The sequence below is a fragment of the Paucibacter sp. B51 genome (assembly GCF_027863535.1).
Taxonomy (GTDB): domain Bacteria; phylum Pseudomonadota; class Gammaproteobacteria; order Burkholderiales; family Burkholderiaceae_C; genus Paucibacter_A; species Paucibacter_A aquatilis.
On the sequence record NZ_JAPIVN010000001.1, the window covers coordinates 4,871,641 to 4,887,124 of the forward strand.

The 15,484-nt window shown below is 67.6% G+C and carries 11 protein-coding genes; 4 read left to right on the forward strand and 7 right to left on the reverse strand.

Annotated features, from left to right (window positions below):
- The first annotated feature begins 1 nt into the window (after position 1).
- The gene (locus OOB33_RS20560; RefSeq protein WP_171827897.1) at positions 2-604 is read left to right on the forward strand and encodes a response regulator; all 603 of its coding nucleotides are present in this window, start codon (positions 2-4) and stop codon (positions 602-604) included.
- Here the strand turns inward: OOB33_RS20560 and OOB33_RS20565 are convergent.
- A complete protein-coding gene (locus OOB33_RS20565; RefSeq protein WP_271009965.1) occupies positions 583-2,178 on the reverse strand; it encodes a sensor histidine kinase in 1,596 nt (531 codons plus the stop codon). The genes OOB33_RS20560 and OOB33_RS20565 overlap by 22 nt on opposite strands.
- Before the next feature lie 364 nt (positions 2,179-2,542).
- On the opposite strand from OOB33_RS20565, the gene OOB33_RS20570 reads away from it, so the two are divergent.
- From OOB33_RS20570 to OOB33_RS20580, 3 genes are read left to right on the forward strand one after another with little or no spacing between them, the layout of a single operon-like run.
- Positions 2,543-2,971 carry an Hpt domain-containing protein gene (locus tag OOB33_RS20570; protein WP_102769811.1) on the forward strand — a complete coding sequence of 143 codons (429 nt, stop codon included), beginning with the start codon at positions 2,543-2,545 and terminating at the stop codon, positions 2,969-2,971.
- Entirely contained in the window at positions 2,968-5,235 is a 2,268-nt protein-coding gene (locus OOB33_RS20575; RefSeq protein ID WP_271009966.1) for a putative bifunctional diguanylate cyclase/phosphodiesterase, read from the forward strand. Before OOB33_RS20570 ends, OOB33_RS20575 begins: the two co-directional genes overlap by 4 nt.
- A gap of 30 nt (positions 5,236-5,265) precedes the next feature.
- Positions 5,266-7,164, forward strand: coding sequence for a diguanylate cyclase domain-containing protein (locus tag OOB33_RS20580; RefSeq protein WP_271009967.1), 1,899 nt, complete (start codon positions 5,266-5,268; stop codon positions 7,162-7,164).
- A gap of 136 nt (positions 7,165-7,300) precedes the next feature.
- Here OOB33_RS20580 and OOB33_RS20585 read toward each other — a convergent pair whose 3' ends face one another.
- From OOB33_RS20585 to flhB, 6 genes are all read right to left on the reverse strand, one after another.
- Positions 7,301-8,677 (reverse strand): methyl-accepting chemotaxis protein, encoded by a 1,377-nt coding sequence (locus OOB33_RS20585; protein WP_271009968.1) that lies wholly within the window; start codon positions 8,675-8,677, stop codon positions 7,301-7,303.
- 109 nt (positions 8,678-8,786) lie between these two features.
- Positions 8,787-9,500: an RNA polymerase sigma factor FliA gene (locus tag OOB33_RS20590; RefSeq protein ID WP_102770387.1), complete on the reverse strand. Its 714-nt coding sequence runs from the start codon at positions 9,498-9,500 to the stop codon at positions 8,787-8,789.
- 18 nt (positions 9,501-9,518) lie between these two features.
- On the reverse strand, positions 9,519-10,343 hold the full coding sequence (locus OOB33_RS20595; protein WP_207796041.1) for a MinD/ParA family ATP-binding protein: 825 nt from the start codon (positions 10,341-10,343) through the stop codon (positions 9,519-9,521).
- 36 nt (positions 10,344-10,379) lie between these two features.
- Positions 10,380-12,080, reverse strand: a complete 1,701-nt coding sequence (gene flhF, locus OOB33_RS20600; RefSeq protein ID WP_271009969.1) for a flagellar biosynthesis protein FlhF — start codon at positions 12,078-12,080, stop codon at positions 10,380-10,382.
- Positions 12,077-14,176, reverse strand: coding sequence for a flagellar biosynthesis protein FlhA (gene flhA, locus OOB33_RS20605; protein ID WP_271009970.1), 2,100 nt, complete (start codon positions 14,174-14,176; stop codon positions 12,077-12,079). The genes flhF and flhA overlap by 4 nt, the downstream gene beginning before the upstream one ends.
- Complete coding sequence (flhB, locus tag OOB33_RS20610) at positions 14,173-15,357, reverse strand: flagellar biosynthesis protein FlhB (RefSeq protein ID WP_271009971.1); 1,185 nt, start codon at positions 15,355-15,357, stop codon at positions 14,173-14,175. The genes flhA and flhB overlap by 4 nt, the downstream gene beginning before the upstream one ends.
- Between the last annotated feature and the right edge of the window lie 127 nt (positions 15,358-15,484).

The window sequence follows — 15,484 nt, forward strand, 5'->3', positions numbered from 1 at the left end:
GGTGAGCAGCAAGGGCAAGATTCTCGTAGTGGACGATGACCGTCTGGTTCTGGCGACCCTGACCTATGGTCTGGCGCAGGCCGGTTTCGAAGTCATCGATGCCGACAATGGCGACGACGCCATCCTGTTGGCGCGCGAGCACCGCCCCGAACTGGCCCTGCTGGACATCCGCATGGAAGGCCTGAGCGGCTTCGACGTCGCCGCCTACCTGCGCGAGTACCTGCAAATCCCCTTCATGTTCCTCTCGGCCTTTGCCGACGAGGAGACCGTGGCCAAGGTCAAGGAGCTGGGCGCTGTGGCCTATCTGGTCAAGCCCCTGGACATCCACCAGATCGTGCCGGCCGTGGAAGCCGCCTTTGCCAACCGCCGCCAGGGCGGCCCGGCCGAGCCGGCCCCGGCCGCGCGGCGCGAGCCGCACCCGGTGCTGGACGAGGTGCAGGCGATTGCGGTGGGCGTGCTCATGCACCGTTACTCGCTGTCGCGTGCCGATGCCTTGGCCCGGCTGCAAAAGCTCAGCGCCAGCGAAGGCCGCTCGGACACCGAACAGGCCCGCCTGCTGGTCGAGGCCCTGGAGATGCTGGCTCAGCCGGCCAATGTGAAGTAGAAGCGGGCGCCCTCGCCCACGGCCGATTCGGCCCAGATGTCACCGCCATGGCGGCGCACGATACGCCGCACCGAAGCCAGGCCCACGCCGGTGCCCTGGAAATCGCTGGCGCTGTGCAGGCGCTGGAACACACCAAAAAGGCGGTCGGCAAAACGCATGTCGAAGCCGGCCCCGTTGTCGCTGACGCGGTAAGTCCATTGCCCTTCTTCGAGCTGCGCCTCGAATCGGATCTGCGCCTGCGCGCACTTGGCGCTGTACTTCCAGGCATTGCCGAGCAGGTTTTCCAGCACCATGCGCAGCAAGGTCGGGTCGCCTTGCACCACCATGCGTGGCTGAATGTGCACAGTCACCGAACGCTCGGGCGCACTGCGACGCAGCTCTTCGACCACAAAACCGGCCAGCTGCGAGAGGTCCACCGGCTGGCGCGCCAGCGGCTGGGCCGAGAGCTGGGACAGGGACAGCAGGGAATCGATCATGCTGTTCATGCGCGCGGCCGCGCCCATGACCCGGTCCAGGTGGTCATTGCCGATACGGTCCAGCAGGCGGCCGTAGTCTTCTTTCAAGATGCGGGCAAAGCCCTCGACCACGCGCAGCGGTGCGCGCAGATCGTGCGACACGGTGTAGCTGAAGGACTCATGCTCGCCCGGGTCCACGGCCGCAGGTGGGGCCGGGGGCGGCAGAGGCGGCAGCACGGCCAGGGCATAGCTGCCCGAGGCGTCGGTGTAGGGTTTGGGCAGCTGGCCGCTCAAACGCTCACTCAGTTCGGCCGGGAACTGGGCCTGGCAATCCTGCCAGCGCTCGCCCACCCGGGCGCCGGCGGCGGCCGCCTGGGCATTCTGGGCCAGCAGCACCACCGGCGGCGCCACGCTGAGCAGCCAGGCTGGGCCGGGCACCGCATCCAGCCAGGCGGTGCTGGCCTGGGCCGGGGGCTGGCTTGGCACTGCCGCCGCTTCGGGCTCCAGCAGGCGCGCCGTGCCGCAATAGCCCTCGAAACGGCCCTGGGCATCCCAGCGTGCCAGGCCGCGCAGCACCCAGGTGCCCGGTGCCAGCTCAGGCGCGATCGGCTGGAGCTGAAGTTCAAATTCCGCGGCCTGGCGGCTCAACTGCTCGCGCAGGTCGGCACCTTCGGGCAGGTCTTCACCGGGCGCCAGGCGGAAGCGCTCCCAGAGCGTCTGGCAATGCGTGCTGCCCACCCACTGCGAGCTGAGCACATCGCGCGGCCCTTGCCAGCGCACCAGGTGGTGCTCGGCGTCGGTGGCCCATTGCCAGCCGGTTTGGAGTTGTGAGAGCAGGCGGCTGTGCTGGCGCGCTTCGCGCAAGGCCTCATGCATGCGCTGGCGCGTCAGGCGCACGCCCACATGCCAACCCAGGCCGGCCAGCAACAGGGCCAGCACGGCCGTGCAGAAGACCGTCAGCACCACCACGGCCACGCTCAAATGCGCGGCATCTTGCAAGGTGATGAACCAGGCCATGGCCGCCAAGACCAGCAGGCCCAGCACCAGCGCCAGTGACGCAGCGGCGGCCCGACGGGGCAGTCGGCGTGTGCTGGCACGGGCATCGCTGAGGCTGTTCATGCGAGTCATTGTACGGAGCGCCTGCCCGGCTTTTGGGCAGTCGCCGGAAACGCCGGGCGAGAGCGCCGCAGACGCTTGGATCAAGTGCTTGACACTGCGGCTACATTCCATCAGTGACTGCCGGTTTTCCCCCTCCCTGCTGCCGTGATCCATTTGGCCTTTTCCAAGCCGACGGGACGCTGCACAAGGGGCAAAATAGGCAACTTCCGTCCGGCCTCTGGCCGGCCACAAAAGCACATATCGAGGGGTCTCTTGGGAGCGCAAGCTTTGTCATTCCAGCCACGCTATTCTGAGCCGCTGCAGCACGGCCGCTCCGCTCGTTCCGCCGGTCTGACACACTCGCCCCTGCCCCGCGTTTCCTGACATGTCCACGCCCACGCCGATTCCTTCCCCACTCGCCGAGCCGGTCGAAGCCAGCTTGGCGGCCGCCGCGAGCTCCTGCCTGGACCCGGTGGCGCTGGACCGCCTGCGTGAGCTTGACCCCGACGGCCACAACAAGCTGATCGAGCGGGTGCTGGCCGCCTACCTCAAATCCCTGGACCGCCTGCTGCCCGAGCTGGCGGCGGCGCGCGGGGAACAGCTGGACTTGAACGTGGTACGCCATGTCAGCCACACGCTCAAGTCCTCCTCAGCCAGCCTCGGGGCCATGGCCCTGGCCGAACGCTGCGCCGACATCGAAACCCGCGCACGCCAGCAGCAAAGCGAGGGCCTGGAAGGCTTGCTGGACGCGATGCTGGCCGACATTCAGCAGGTCAAGCTGGCCCTGGCCAGTCTGGCCCCGACGACACCATGAAATCAGCCGGCCCCCAGCTCGACGACGACCTGCCCGCACGCGCCAAGGTGCTGCTGGTCGATGACGACGAGGTCAATCTGCTGATGACCAGCGCCGCCCTGCAAGAGCGCGGCTTCGACGTCACCTCGGCCAACAGCGGCGCCCAAGCGCTGGACATGATTGCCCATATGTCACCGGACCTGATCGTGCTGGACGCGATGATGCCGGTGCTCGATGGCTTTGAAACCTGCACCCGCCTGCGCGAGATCCCAGGTTTTGAATCGACGCCGGTGCTGATGCTGACCGGCCTGGACGACGAGGCCTCGATCAACCGCGCCTACCAGGTCGGTGCCACCGATTTCTTCGTCAAGTCGCCCCAGTGGAGCCTGCTGGCCGGGCGCCTTCGCTACCTGCTGCGCAGTTCGCGCACCCGCATCGAGCTGGAGCGGAGCAAGGCCCGCCTGGCCCGCGCGCAAGACCTGGCCCGAATGGGCAGCTTCGAGTGGCATCTGGGTGGTGGCTTCACCCTGGCCGCCGAGGCGCTGCGCGTGTTCGGCCGCGGCCCGCAGGAAGGGCTCGATTTCATCGGCGTGATGCGCATGATCCCGCACGAGGAGCGCACGCTCTTCCTGCGCCTGCTGCGTGACGTGATCGCCCACAACTCGGTGCTGGTGACCGATCTGCCGGTGACCCTGCTCGATGGCCGCCAGCGCGTGGTCCACATCGAAGCCGAGCCCGAATTCAACGAGCATGGCAATGCCAACGGCTACACCGGCGTGATGCAGGATGTGACCGACCGCCGACAGGCCGAGGACCGCATCCGCCAGCTGGCCCACTTCGATGCCCTGACCGGCCTGCCCAACCGCCGCCAGCTGATCTGGCGCGTCGAGCGGGCCATCGAGCAGGCGCGCCGCGGCGGCCATGAGGTCGGCCTGCTTCTGATCGATCTGGACCGCTTCAAGATCATCAACGACACCTTGGGCCATGCCGCCGGCGACGAGCTGCTGATCGAGGTGGGCCGGCGCCTGCGCGCCTGCGTGCGCCACTCCGACCAGGTCATGGAAGGCATGCTGGAGACCATCGGCGGCCGCTCGCACCGCACCCTGGAGGCCGTGGGCCGCCTGGGCGGCGATGAGTTCGTGGCCCTGCTGCCCGAAATCGGCGACGAGCGTGATGCCGAACGCGTGGCCGAGCGCGTGCTCGATGCCATGCGCGAGCCCATCTTCATCTCGGGCCAGGAATGCTTTGTCACCGCCAGCGTGGGCATCGCCATCTACCCGCGCGACGGCCTGACCATGGCCGACCTGCTGCGCAACTCCGATGTGGCCATGTATGCGGTCAAGTCGCAGGGCCGCAATGCCGCCGCCCTCTACACCCCGCAGCTGGCCGGCCAGGGCCGCGAGAAGCTGGAGCTGGAAAGCGCCCTGCACAAGGCCCTGGAGCGCGGAGAGATCGTGCTGCACTACCAGCCCAAGATCGATGTGCGCGCTGCCCGCATGGTGGGTGCCGAGGCCTTGATGCGCTGGAAGCGCGGCGACAAGCTGGTGCCGCCGGGCGACTTCATCCCCCTGGCCGAAGAAACCGGCCTGATCGTGCCACTGTCCGAATGGGCGCTCAAGGAAGCGGCCCGCCAGGCCAAGGTCTGGCAGCTCAACTTTGGCTTCTCGGATTCGATCGCCGTCAACCTGCCCAGCCGCATGTTCGAGCGCTCCGATCTGGTCGAGCACATCCACCAATGCGTCAGTGCCTATGGCGTGCCGCACCGGGCGATCCAGCTGGAGATCACCGAAAACAATCTGATGAAGGATTTGCAGAACGTCATCCCGGCCCTGCACCGGCTCAACGAAGTGGGCGTGGAAATCTCCATCGACGACTTCGGCACCGGCTACTCCTCGCTGGCCTATCTGACGACGCTGCCGAGCTCCGAGGTCAAGATCGACCGCACTTTTGTGCGCGATCTGGGCATCACGCCGCAAAGCTCGGCCGTGGTCACCGCCATCATCGCCCTGGCCCGGGCCATGGGCTTGCGCGTGATCGCCGAAGGCGTGGAGACCCTGCGCCAGATGGACGTGCTGCATCGCCTCGGTTGCAGCCTGATGCAAGGCTTTCTGTTCAGCAAACCGCTGCCGCCGGAAGAAATCGAACAATGGCTCGCACAAACCGTGCTGCCACGCAAAGCGCCCTGGATTGCCCAGGCCCACAGTGATTTCGAGGGCGATCCGGGAGGCAGCCTCGGCAGCCTGAGCGGCGGCCCCTTGCGCCCGAGTGGCGGCAAACTGCTCTAGCGCGCCCCAGCTTCAGCCAGCACAACACCGATGGACGAATCTCGCCGCCCCACGCCTCTGCCCGCCAACTCCGCCCGCAAGCCGGGCGCCACGCCGCCGGCCCAGATCGCCAAGGCGGCGCTGCTGCGCCTGGCCCAGGCCCAGCTGGAGCCAACGCCGGAAAACTACGCCCGTGCCTACGCCATGGAATCCGGCGTCGAGGCCACGCCCGCCGCCCTGCCCGAGCGCGCCCAGGCCCTGCTGGCCAAGCTGCTGAGCATGGGCGTCAGCAACGCGCAGGCGCGGCTGGAGTTGCAGGTCTGCGTGCGCGAGTCGCGCTGGGATGAAGCCCTGCGCGAACTCGAACGCCTGCAACGCAGCGAGGGCCCCAGCGCCCAGGGCGAGGCCATGGCCCAGACCCTGGAACGCCTGGTGCGCGGCCTGGAACGCGGCGGCCGGCAATGGACCGTCGCACGCAAGAAAGACGGCCTGCAGCGCGTGCTGGAAGGCAACCGCGGCGACGGCCAGCGCCTGCTCAAGCGCCTGGACCAGTTGGTCAACAGCTGGGACGGCGATGTCGCCGATGCCAGCATCGCCACCTCGGAAGAGCCCGGCGGCACGCCGAGCCAGTTTTTCGCCGAAGAAGACTTCGCACCCAGCACGGTGGAGGCGGCCGACAGCGAGCTGCCTGCCAGCGGCGAGGGCGCGGCCGCACTGACTTTCCGTACCGCCGGTGCCGGTCTGAGCAGCCCCTGGCCGGGCATCGAGACCAGCTTGCACGGCACCGTCCAGCATGCACTGAAGAGCCCCGAAGGCTATGCCGATGAGCTGATGCGTCAGCTCGACGCCGCCCATCTGGACCTGCTGGCCGGCGGCCCCACGCCCGAGAAGGCGGCCTTGATCGAGGCCTTGTGCCAGCGTGCCCGCCATCTGCTGGATCACCGCCAGCATTTGTTCGGCGAGCTGGGCGAGCTGTGCCGCGAGTTGAGCGCCAGCCTGGTCGACCTGGCCGAGGACGATTCCTGGGCCAAGGGCCAGTGCGAGGCCATGAACCAGACCCTGGAGCAGGGCCTGAGCGGCCGCGGCGTGCGCTCGGTCACCGAGATGCTGGGCGGCACGCGCGAGCGCCAGCGCGCCCTGCGCGAAGAACGCAGCCGCGCGCGCGATTCCCTGAAAGCGCTGATCCACCAGATGCTGGCCGAGCTGGGCGAACTGGGCCAGCACACCGATCGTTTCCAGAACAGCGTCGGCCGCTATGCCGAGGTGATCGAGAAAGCCGATTCACTGGAAAGCCTGACCGGCGTGGTGCGCGAGATGGTGGAAGAAAGCCGCAGTGTGCAATCCCTGGTCAAGCAAACCCAGGAACGCCTGACCCTGGAGCACGACCGCGCCAGCAGCCTCAGTGCCAAAGTCGCCGAGCTCGAGGGCGAGTTGCAGCGCCTCTCCAACGAGGTGCAGACCGACCAGCTGACCCAGATCGCCAACCGCCGCGGCCTGCTGGCCGCCTTCGCGGTCGAGCAGGCCAAGGCCGAGCGCGAGACCGGCGACAACGCCCTGATCGCCCTGGCCCTGCTGGACATCGACAATTTCAAGAAGCTCAACGACACCCTGGGCCATGGCGCCGGCGATGTGGCGCTCAAATCCCTGGCGGAGCGGGTGTCGCAGCACTTGCGTCCGGGTGACCTGGTGGCGCGCTACGGCGGCGAAGAGTTTGTGCTCATGCTGCCCAGCACGCCGGTGGTGGAAGCGCAGGCGGTGCTGCAGCGCCTGCAGCGCGCCTTGTCGGCCAGCCTCTTCATGCACGAAGGCAAGGATGTGTTCGTCACCTTCTCGGCCGGCGTGACCCTGTACCGGCCGGGCGAAACCCTGGAAGCGGCACTCGACCGCGCCGACGTGGCGCTGTACGAGGCCAAGCACACCGGCAAGAACCGCGCCTGCGTGGCGCCCTGAGAGTCGCCATCAAAATCCTGCCGGCGTCGTTGGCTCGGCTTGCCGTACTGAGCGTACTGTCTGCACCGGTCCGCCTGGCCAGAACCGCTTCGCTGGCTTTTGCTGGCAACTCTGATGCTCGGAGCGCGCCAAGGCTTCAAAAGCCGAAGGCCAGACGCAAACCGCCCCAATGCCGCCCCTGCACGGTGATGGGCGCTGAGGCCTCCTTCAGCAGCACAAAGCGGCCGCCGCCCATATCACGCCGGTAGGTCTGCAGCAGAAACGGCCGCTGGTTGCGCGCCGAAGCCAGGCCGGTGCGGTCATTGAAGATGCGGCGATAGCGGCTGTTGGCGCTGTTCCACACCACATCACCCGGGCGTTGAGGCTGGCAGTACTTCTTGTTGTGGGTGGGCACATAACCGTTGCGATCCACGGCAATGCAGAACACGATCTTGTCGTCGAGCTGCAGCACGGGCTCCTGCACGGCCGGGAACAGGCGGTCCGTGAGCTCGACAAAGTCGGTCAGATGCTGAGCCGGATCGCTGCCTGCCAGAGGCCGATAGCGTTCATCAAAGAGCTGAGCCATGCTGATCTGACGGCGGGCCACGGCCTCCTCCAGCAGGGCGCTGATGCGGGTCGCGGCCTGCTGGGCGGCGGCGATGAAACGGGCATCCTCGACCTCGACGCCGGAGCCGGCAATCTGCTCGATCAGCTCTTCCGAGAGCTTCAAGAATCGATCGCTGCAGGCGGTGGCCACCTGCAGGCTGCCGCGCGCCTGCTGGATGTCGGCCGCCAACTCGTCCGCGCGGGCGCCGAGCGAGGCACTGATTTGCTCGCTCTGGCGGGCGGCATCGGCGATGTGCAGCACATCCTGCTCCACCGCGGCAAAGGCCTGGTGGATGGCGCTTTGCTGGGCCAGGCCGCCGCTGGCGCTGCGCAGCTCGATGCTGAAGCGTTCGATGCGGGCGTCGAGGGCCGACAGCGTGCTCATGATGGCCTTGGACGAACCGTCGACCTTGCCGGCCAGGTCCTTGACCGCATCGGCCACCACGCCAAAGCCCAGGCCGGCTTCGCCAGCGCGCTTGGCTTCGACCGAGGCATTGAACGCAACGAGACGGGTCTGCAGGGCGATCTTGCTGATGTCCGAGGCCGCGTCAGCGACCTCGTGCAGGGTCTGGACGATGCCGCCCACCTCATCGCCAACGCCGGACAAGGCCTGGCGGGCGCGCTGCACGGCCTGACGGCTTTGTTCACTGGCCCGGCTGATGCCTTGCTGGGCCTGGCGCACCTGGCCCAGCTCGCCCGACAGAGCGGCCATGGCCTGGGCCTGGGCATCGACAACTTTCTGTGTGTCATCCAGCACCCCGCGCACCTCGGCCGCATCGCGGCCGACATGGGAGACCGAACGGGACAGGCTGCCCAGCAGCTGGGTCAGCGCCTGGGTGCTGGGCGCCGCGGCGCCCGCAGTTGATTCGTGGTGCGCGATGGGCACGCTCGATCGGGTGGCGGATTGGCGCTTGGAGCCAAAGAACATGGCGTCTCCTCCCTAGAGTCGCGGTCGGCTCCGAGACCGAGCCTGACCACCCGGAAGGGTAGCAGCAAGAGCTGGGCGCCGCTTGGATCTGAAATTACGGCAGCGGGGCTTACCAGTCGCGCAGCTTGACACGCAGGCGGGCGATGGCCTGGCTGTGCAGCTGGCAGACGCGCGATTCGGTGACCTTGAGCACAACCGCGATTTCCTTGAGGTTCATGTCGTGCTCGTAGTACATGCTCATCATGTACTGCTCGCGCTCGGGCAGGTTCTTGATGGCGGCGACCAGGGCCTCGCGCATGCGATGGTCCTGCAGCTTCAACATGGGGTTGTTGCTGTGGTCGGCCACATGGCGGTCGAGGAAGTCCTCGTCGCCTTCGTCGCCCGACATGTCTTCCAGATAGACCAGCTGGGTGCCACGCACCTTACCGAGCAGGTCCTGGTACTCGGCCAACGGGATCTTCATCTCGGCGGCGATCTCGCTCTCGACCGGGGCGCGGCCCAGCTCTTGCTCGAGCTTGCGCACGGCGCCTTCGATCTCGCGCTGCTGGCGGCGGGTGCCGCGGCTCATCCAGTCGCCGCCGCGCAGCTCGTCGAGCATGGCGCCGCGGATGCGCTGGGTGGCAAAGGTCTCGAACTGCACGCCCTGGCCGACATCGAAGCGCGAGAGCGCGTCGGTCAGGCCGATCAGGCCGACCTGGATCAGGTCGTCGATCTCGATATTGGCGGGCAGCTTGGCGATCATCTGGTGCGCCAGACGTCGCACCAGCGGGCTGTATTGCTTGATCAGCGAGGAGTTATCGAGGCGGCCTTTGGCGGTGTACATCATCAGCTCCTGCGTCAATCAAAGAGTGGCTGCCATGGCCGGGCGCCCTGCACCCATCATGCGCACGGGCGGGCGCAGCGGGCTGGCGTTGACCGAGGCTTCCAGCGCGGCTCCCGGCGGGGCGGCCAGCAGCAGCTCACGGGCCAGGTGGCGGATCTCCGGGGAGACCGGTGCCGTCGGCGGTGTCTTGGGGTCCAGGCAGGCCCAGTCGCGCAGCACAGCGCCGAGGAAACCATCGGCGCAGGAGCTGATCTGCTGGGCAATGCGATCCGAGAGGCGCAGCTGCGGCGAGCTGGCCAGCAGCAGGCTGTAGACCATCAGGCCGGCGCGGCTGGCCAGCCATTTCATGCCGGCGTAGGCATGGGTGACGCTCATGCTGTCGGTGTCGGCCAGCAGTACCGGGCGCACCTCGCGCAGGGCGACCACACGGGCCAGTTCGGCCGCGCTGGCGTGCAGCAGCACGACATCGGCGAAGGGGGCGGCATCGGTCACGGCTTCCAAGAACTGGGCGGCCGAGCCGTTGGCGTTGATGTAGCGCATGGGCAGGCCACGCGCGGCCAGATAGGACACATCTTTGGACAGGCTTTCCACGCAGGAGGCCAGGTCCACACTCGCCAGCTCCGAGGGCTTGGGCGAGCTCTCGCCGGCATCGACCACCAGGGTGTGCAGGCCCAGCTCGGCGAAGGCCGCGCACAGGCCTTCCAGCAGCACGCCGCCGCCCACCACATGGGGGTTGCTGACGACCGGGATGAAGCGCACCCGTGAGCTGGCGAACAGGCGGCGCAGGCCGTGAGCCTGGTCCTGCGGGGCGTGGGATGAAGCAGAGGTGTGAGCGTCGCGCATGATGAGTGGGGTCTCGTGTGGCTTCAGCATCCGGGCTTAAAACATGCCCATGGCGGCCGGGTGTTGGGAGCCAAGCGCGGGCCCCCCGGCAAAAATCAGGTTCACATCGGCGCTGTCCATGCGCCAGGCGCCGGCGGCGGTGCTGCGCAGGGCGCGCTGCACCAGGGCCTGGCTTGACAGGCGGTGCCAGTCTTCCGGCACGCGCTGGCCGTTGGTCACGCCCAGCACGGTCAGCTTGTGGCGGATCAGGGTGTCCAGGGCCGGGGCCAGCTTGACGGCCTCGTCGATCTTGGACAGCACCAGGCCGTGGCAATCCTTGGCGCCCCAGGCATTGACCACGTCTTCGATGGTCTCGCCCTGCTGGGCGGCGTTGACCACCAGGATCTTGCGCACGCTGGGATGGGCCAGCATCTCGAGCAGCTCGTGGGTACGGCTGTCGCGCTGGGCCATGCCGGCCGTGTCGATCAGGACCATCTTCTTGGCCGAGAGCAGCTCCAGCAGGTCTTCCAGCGAAGCGCGGTCGTGGGCGGTGTGCACCGGCACGCCGAGGATGCGGCCGTAGGCGCGCAGCTGCTCGTGAGCGCCGACCCGGTAGGCGTCCAGCGTGATCAGGCCCAGGTGGGCGGCGCCGAAGCGGGTGGCAAAGGCGGCGGCGATCTTGGCCGTGGTCGTGGTCTTGCCCACGCCGGTGGAGCCGATCAGGGCGAACACGCCGCCCTGCTCTTCCAGCGCCGGGCTGTTTTCATCGGTGTGCAGATTGCGGGACAGCACATTGGCGGCCCACTGGGTTTCATCGGCCGGCTCACCCTTGGCGGCCTGCGCGCCCTTGAACTCATTGGGGCAGCCTTCCACCAGCTTGCGCACCAGGGCGGGCGAAAAACCCAGCTCCAGCAGCTTTTGGGTCAGGCGGGCCTGGATGGGCTGGCGCTGCAGCTTTTCCATGAAGGCCAGGGCGCCGAAGCGCTCTTCGATCAGGCCCTTGACCTGACGCAGCTCGTTCATCATGTCCTGCTGGTCGCGGCGGCCGCGGCCGGGCAGATCGGGCAACTCGGCCGTCAGGCTGGTGGCCGGCATGCGGATCTCGTCGCGCAGCACCGGCGGCGAGGGCGGCACCGGCACGGCGCGGCGAGCCGGCTGCGCCGCTTGAGCAGGCGCGGGCTGCGACTCCGGGCGGCGCGGCTGCATGGCTTGCAAGGCGGCCTGAGCGCGCTGCTGGCGCACCGCATTGAGGGAGCTGACGCCAGGATGGTCGGCCGTGACCGCCGGCGCTTCGGCCTGCTGGGCGTAGATGGGATCGGGCGCACCTTCCAGCTCGGCCTGGCGGCGTTTGAGCACGCGCTCGCGCACATAGTCCTGGAAGGACAAGGTGCTCATGGCCAGGGTCTGGACATCGTCAGCCACCTCGCCGCCGAAGCCGCTGGCGGGGTCGTTGTAGCCGAAGCTGGGTTCGCTGCGCTGGCCTGTGCGGGCGGCAAAGCTCTTGGCCGAAGGGTTGATCACGGGCGCGCCGGCGGCCGGGCGGCCCGGCTGGGCCTGCAGGCGGCCGGGCGAGGCCACGCGCGGCGCGGTGGCGGCCACGCGCTCGATCTGCGACATGCCTTCCGGCGCCATGGCCAGCACTTCCACGCCTTCCGGGCAGGGCTTGTTGGACAGCACGACGGCATCATCACCAAAGGCCTTGCGGACCAGGGCCATGGCTTCGCGTGATGTGCGGGCGGTGAAGCGTTTCACATTCATGCTGTGCCTCCGATGATGGAACCGATACGGATGGAGTGGGTTTCAGGAATTTCGCTGTGGCCCAGCACCTTGAGACGCGGCGCGGCACGGCGCAGCAGGCGGGCCATGGGGGCGCGGATCAGGTCGGGCACCAGGAGGCAGGCGGGCACGCCGCGGTCTTCCTGGGCTTGGGAGGTTTCGGCGGCGCTGCGGGCCAGGGTGTCGGCCACACCGGGGTCCAGGGCAGCGCCGTTGGGGGAATTCAGGGCTTGCGTGACCAGGCGCTCCAGCTCGGGCTCGAGAGCGATCACGTCCAGCTCCTTCACCGGGCCGTAGATCTGTTGAACGATGGCTGGGGCGATGTGGGTGCGGATGCGGCGGGCCAGCTCGGCCGGATCGCTGATCTGGGCGGCGTTCTCGGCGATGGACTCGACGATGGAGCGCATATCGCGGATGTGCACGCCCTCTTCCAGCAGGAGCTGGAGGACACGTTGCAGATTGGCGATGCCTAGCATTTTGGGAATCACATCTTCGATCAGTTGCGGCGCCTGCTTGGTCAGGTGTTCAACCAGGGCCTGGGTCTCGACTCGGCCCAGCAGCTTGGCCGCGTGAACCTGCATCAAGTGTGAAAGATGGGTGGCCACCACGGTCGAGCAATCAACCACGGTAAATCCGGCCATTTGCGCCATATCTTTCTGGCGGTCGTCGATCCAGACGGCGGGCAGGCCGAAGGCCGGATCGGTGGTCTGGGTGCCGATCAGTTTCTGGGTGGCCTGGCCCGGGTTGATGGCCAGCCACATGCCCGGGAAGGCCTCGGCCTCTCCCACCACGGCGCCGCGCAGGCTCAGGCGGTACTGGCTGGGGCGCAGCTCCAGGTTGTCGCGGATGTGCACGGCCGGCGGCAGGAAGCCCACCTCCTGCGCAAACTTGCGCCGCACGCCCTTGATGCGGCTGAGCAGATCGCCCTCACGGCTCTTGTCGACCAGGCTGATCAGGCGGTAGCCCACCTCCAGGCCCAGGGTGTCGACCGGGATGAGGTCGTCCCAGGTTGCTTCGCCATTGGGCTCGGCGGCCGCGGCAGCGTTGTCCTTGGGCTTGATCTCGGCGGCTTTCTGCGCCGCCTGGTCGCGGGTGCGCAGCCACCAGGCCAGGTAGCCCAGGGTGCTGGCGATCAGCAGGAAGACCACATGGGGCATGCCCGGGATCAGGCCCAGCATGCCGATCACACCGGCGGTGATGGCCAGGGACTTGGCCGAACCGAAGACCTGGCGGCCGATCTGGCTGCCGATGTCTTTCTCGGTGCCGACGCGCGACACCACCATGGCCGCGGCCACCGAGATCAGCAGAGCCGGCACCTGGGCCACCAGCGCGTCACCGACAGCCAGCAGGATGTAGGAATCCGCCGCCTGGCTGGCCGACAGACCATGTTGGGCGACGCCGATGATGAAACCACCGACGATGTTGATGGCCAGGATCAGCATGCCGGCCACCGCGTCGCCGCGGACGAACTTGCTGGCACCGTCCATGGAGCCAAAGAAGTCGGCCTCGTCGCCGAGCTCGGCGCGGCGGCGCTTGGCCTCGGCCTCGTTGATCAGACCGGCGTTCAGGTCGGCGTCCACCGCCATCTGTTTGCCGGGCATGGCATCCAGGGAGAAGCGCGCGCCGACTTCAGCGATCCGCTCGGCACCCTTGGTGACCACGATGAAGTTGATCACCACCAGGATGGCGAAGACGATCAGGCCGACCGCGAAGTTGCCCCCGATCAGGAAATGGCCGAAGGCCTCGATCACCTTGCCGGCCGCGCCGGTGCCGGTGTGGCCTTCCATCAGCACCACGCGGGTGGAAGCCACGTTCAGCGACAGGCGCAGCAAGGTGGTCAGCAGCAGCACGGTCGGGAAGGCGGCAAAGTCCAGCGGCTTGACCATATTGGCCGCCACCATCATCACCATCACCGCCATGGCGATGTTGAAGGTGAACATCAGATCCAGGGCGAAGGGCGGCAGCGGCAGCACCATCATGCCCAGCACCAGGATCACCGCCACCGGCGCACCCAGCGCGCTCAGCACGGCGGCGCGCGGGCCCAGCAGGGCTTGCAGATTGGCGATCAGCGGGCTCATTCTTCGTCATCCTCCAAACCGTCAAGATCGGTCGCGCTGCGGAAATGGGGTTTGTTGTGCGGGTCCAGCTCTGGCGGCACCTTCGGGGTCGGTTGCTCGGGCGTCTGGCCTCGGCCGGCCATGGCGGCGCGCAGCTGGTAGATGTAGGCCAGCACCTGGGCGACCGCACTGAACAGGGCGGCCGGGATCTCGCGGTCCACCTCGGCATGGGCGTACAGGGCCCGCGCCAAGACCGGCGACTGCAGCACCGGCACTTTGGAATCCTTGGCCAGATCACGGATCTTCATGGCCAGCAGGTCGGCGCCCTTGGCCACCACCTTGGGTGCGGCCATGCTGGCGTCGTCGTACTTGAGCGCGACGGCGTAGTGGGTCGGGTTCATCACCACCAGGTCGGCGGTGGGCACGGCAGCCAGCATGCGGCGCTTGGCCATCTCGCGCATCTTGGCCCGCATGCGGGCCTTGATCTCCATATTGCCCTCGACCTCTTTCATTTCCTGCTTGGCTTCTTCGCGCGTCATGCGAATGCGGCGCAGGTAGAGCTGGCGCTGCAGCGGCACATCGATGGCCGCGAACAAGGCCAGGGCCACGCCCAGCAGGGTCAGCCCGCTCATCAGCTGCTGGCCGGCATAGGCCAGAGCCGCCGGCAGCGGAATGCTCATGATGCCGATGTAGGCGGCGATCCGGTCCTTCAGCACCAGGGCGCCCACGGTGCCCAGCACCACGGCCAGGAGCACGGCCTTGAGCGCCTGACCCAGGCCCTGGCCGCTGAACAAGCGGCCAATTCCACTGATGGGATTGAGGTGGGAGAACTTGGGCTGCAGCGGCTTCATGGTCCAGTTCCAGCCACCGAGCGCGAGGTTGCTGCCGATCGCCACCACCAGCAGACCCAGGCAGATGGGCAGCATCAGGGTGCAGAACTGCAGGGTCAGCTCGGTCAGGCGCAAGGCCATGAAGTCGCCGCGCGAGAGCTGGCGTGCGTCGAATTGCAAAGCGCCTTCCAGCATGCGCTGCAGGGAGCTGGTGATGCCCGGGCCACCGAACGCCAGGATCGCACCGCCAGCCGCCATCATGGCGAAATGCGCCAGATCACGCGAACGCGGCAGCTGGCCCTCTTCCCGTGATCGTTGGATCTTGCGGGCTGAGGCCGGTAAATTTCGGTCCTGAGCGTCTTGGTCGGCCATGGCAAATGCGAGTGGACGGGCATGCAGATCGCCCGTGTCGCCATTGTTCGCGGCAGGCCGGAAAACTTAAGCCAGAAAAGGCCGGGGAAAGCGCGCTTTCACTGCGCCCCTGGTGAGGCAAGTTGCT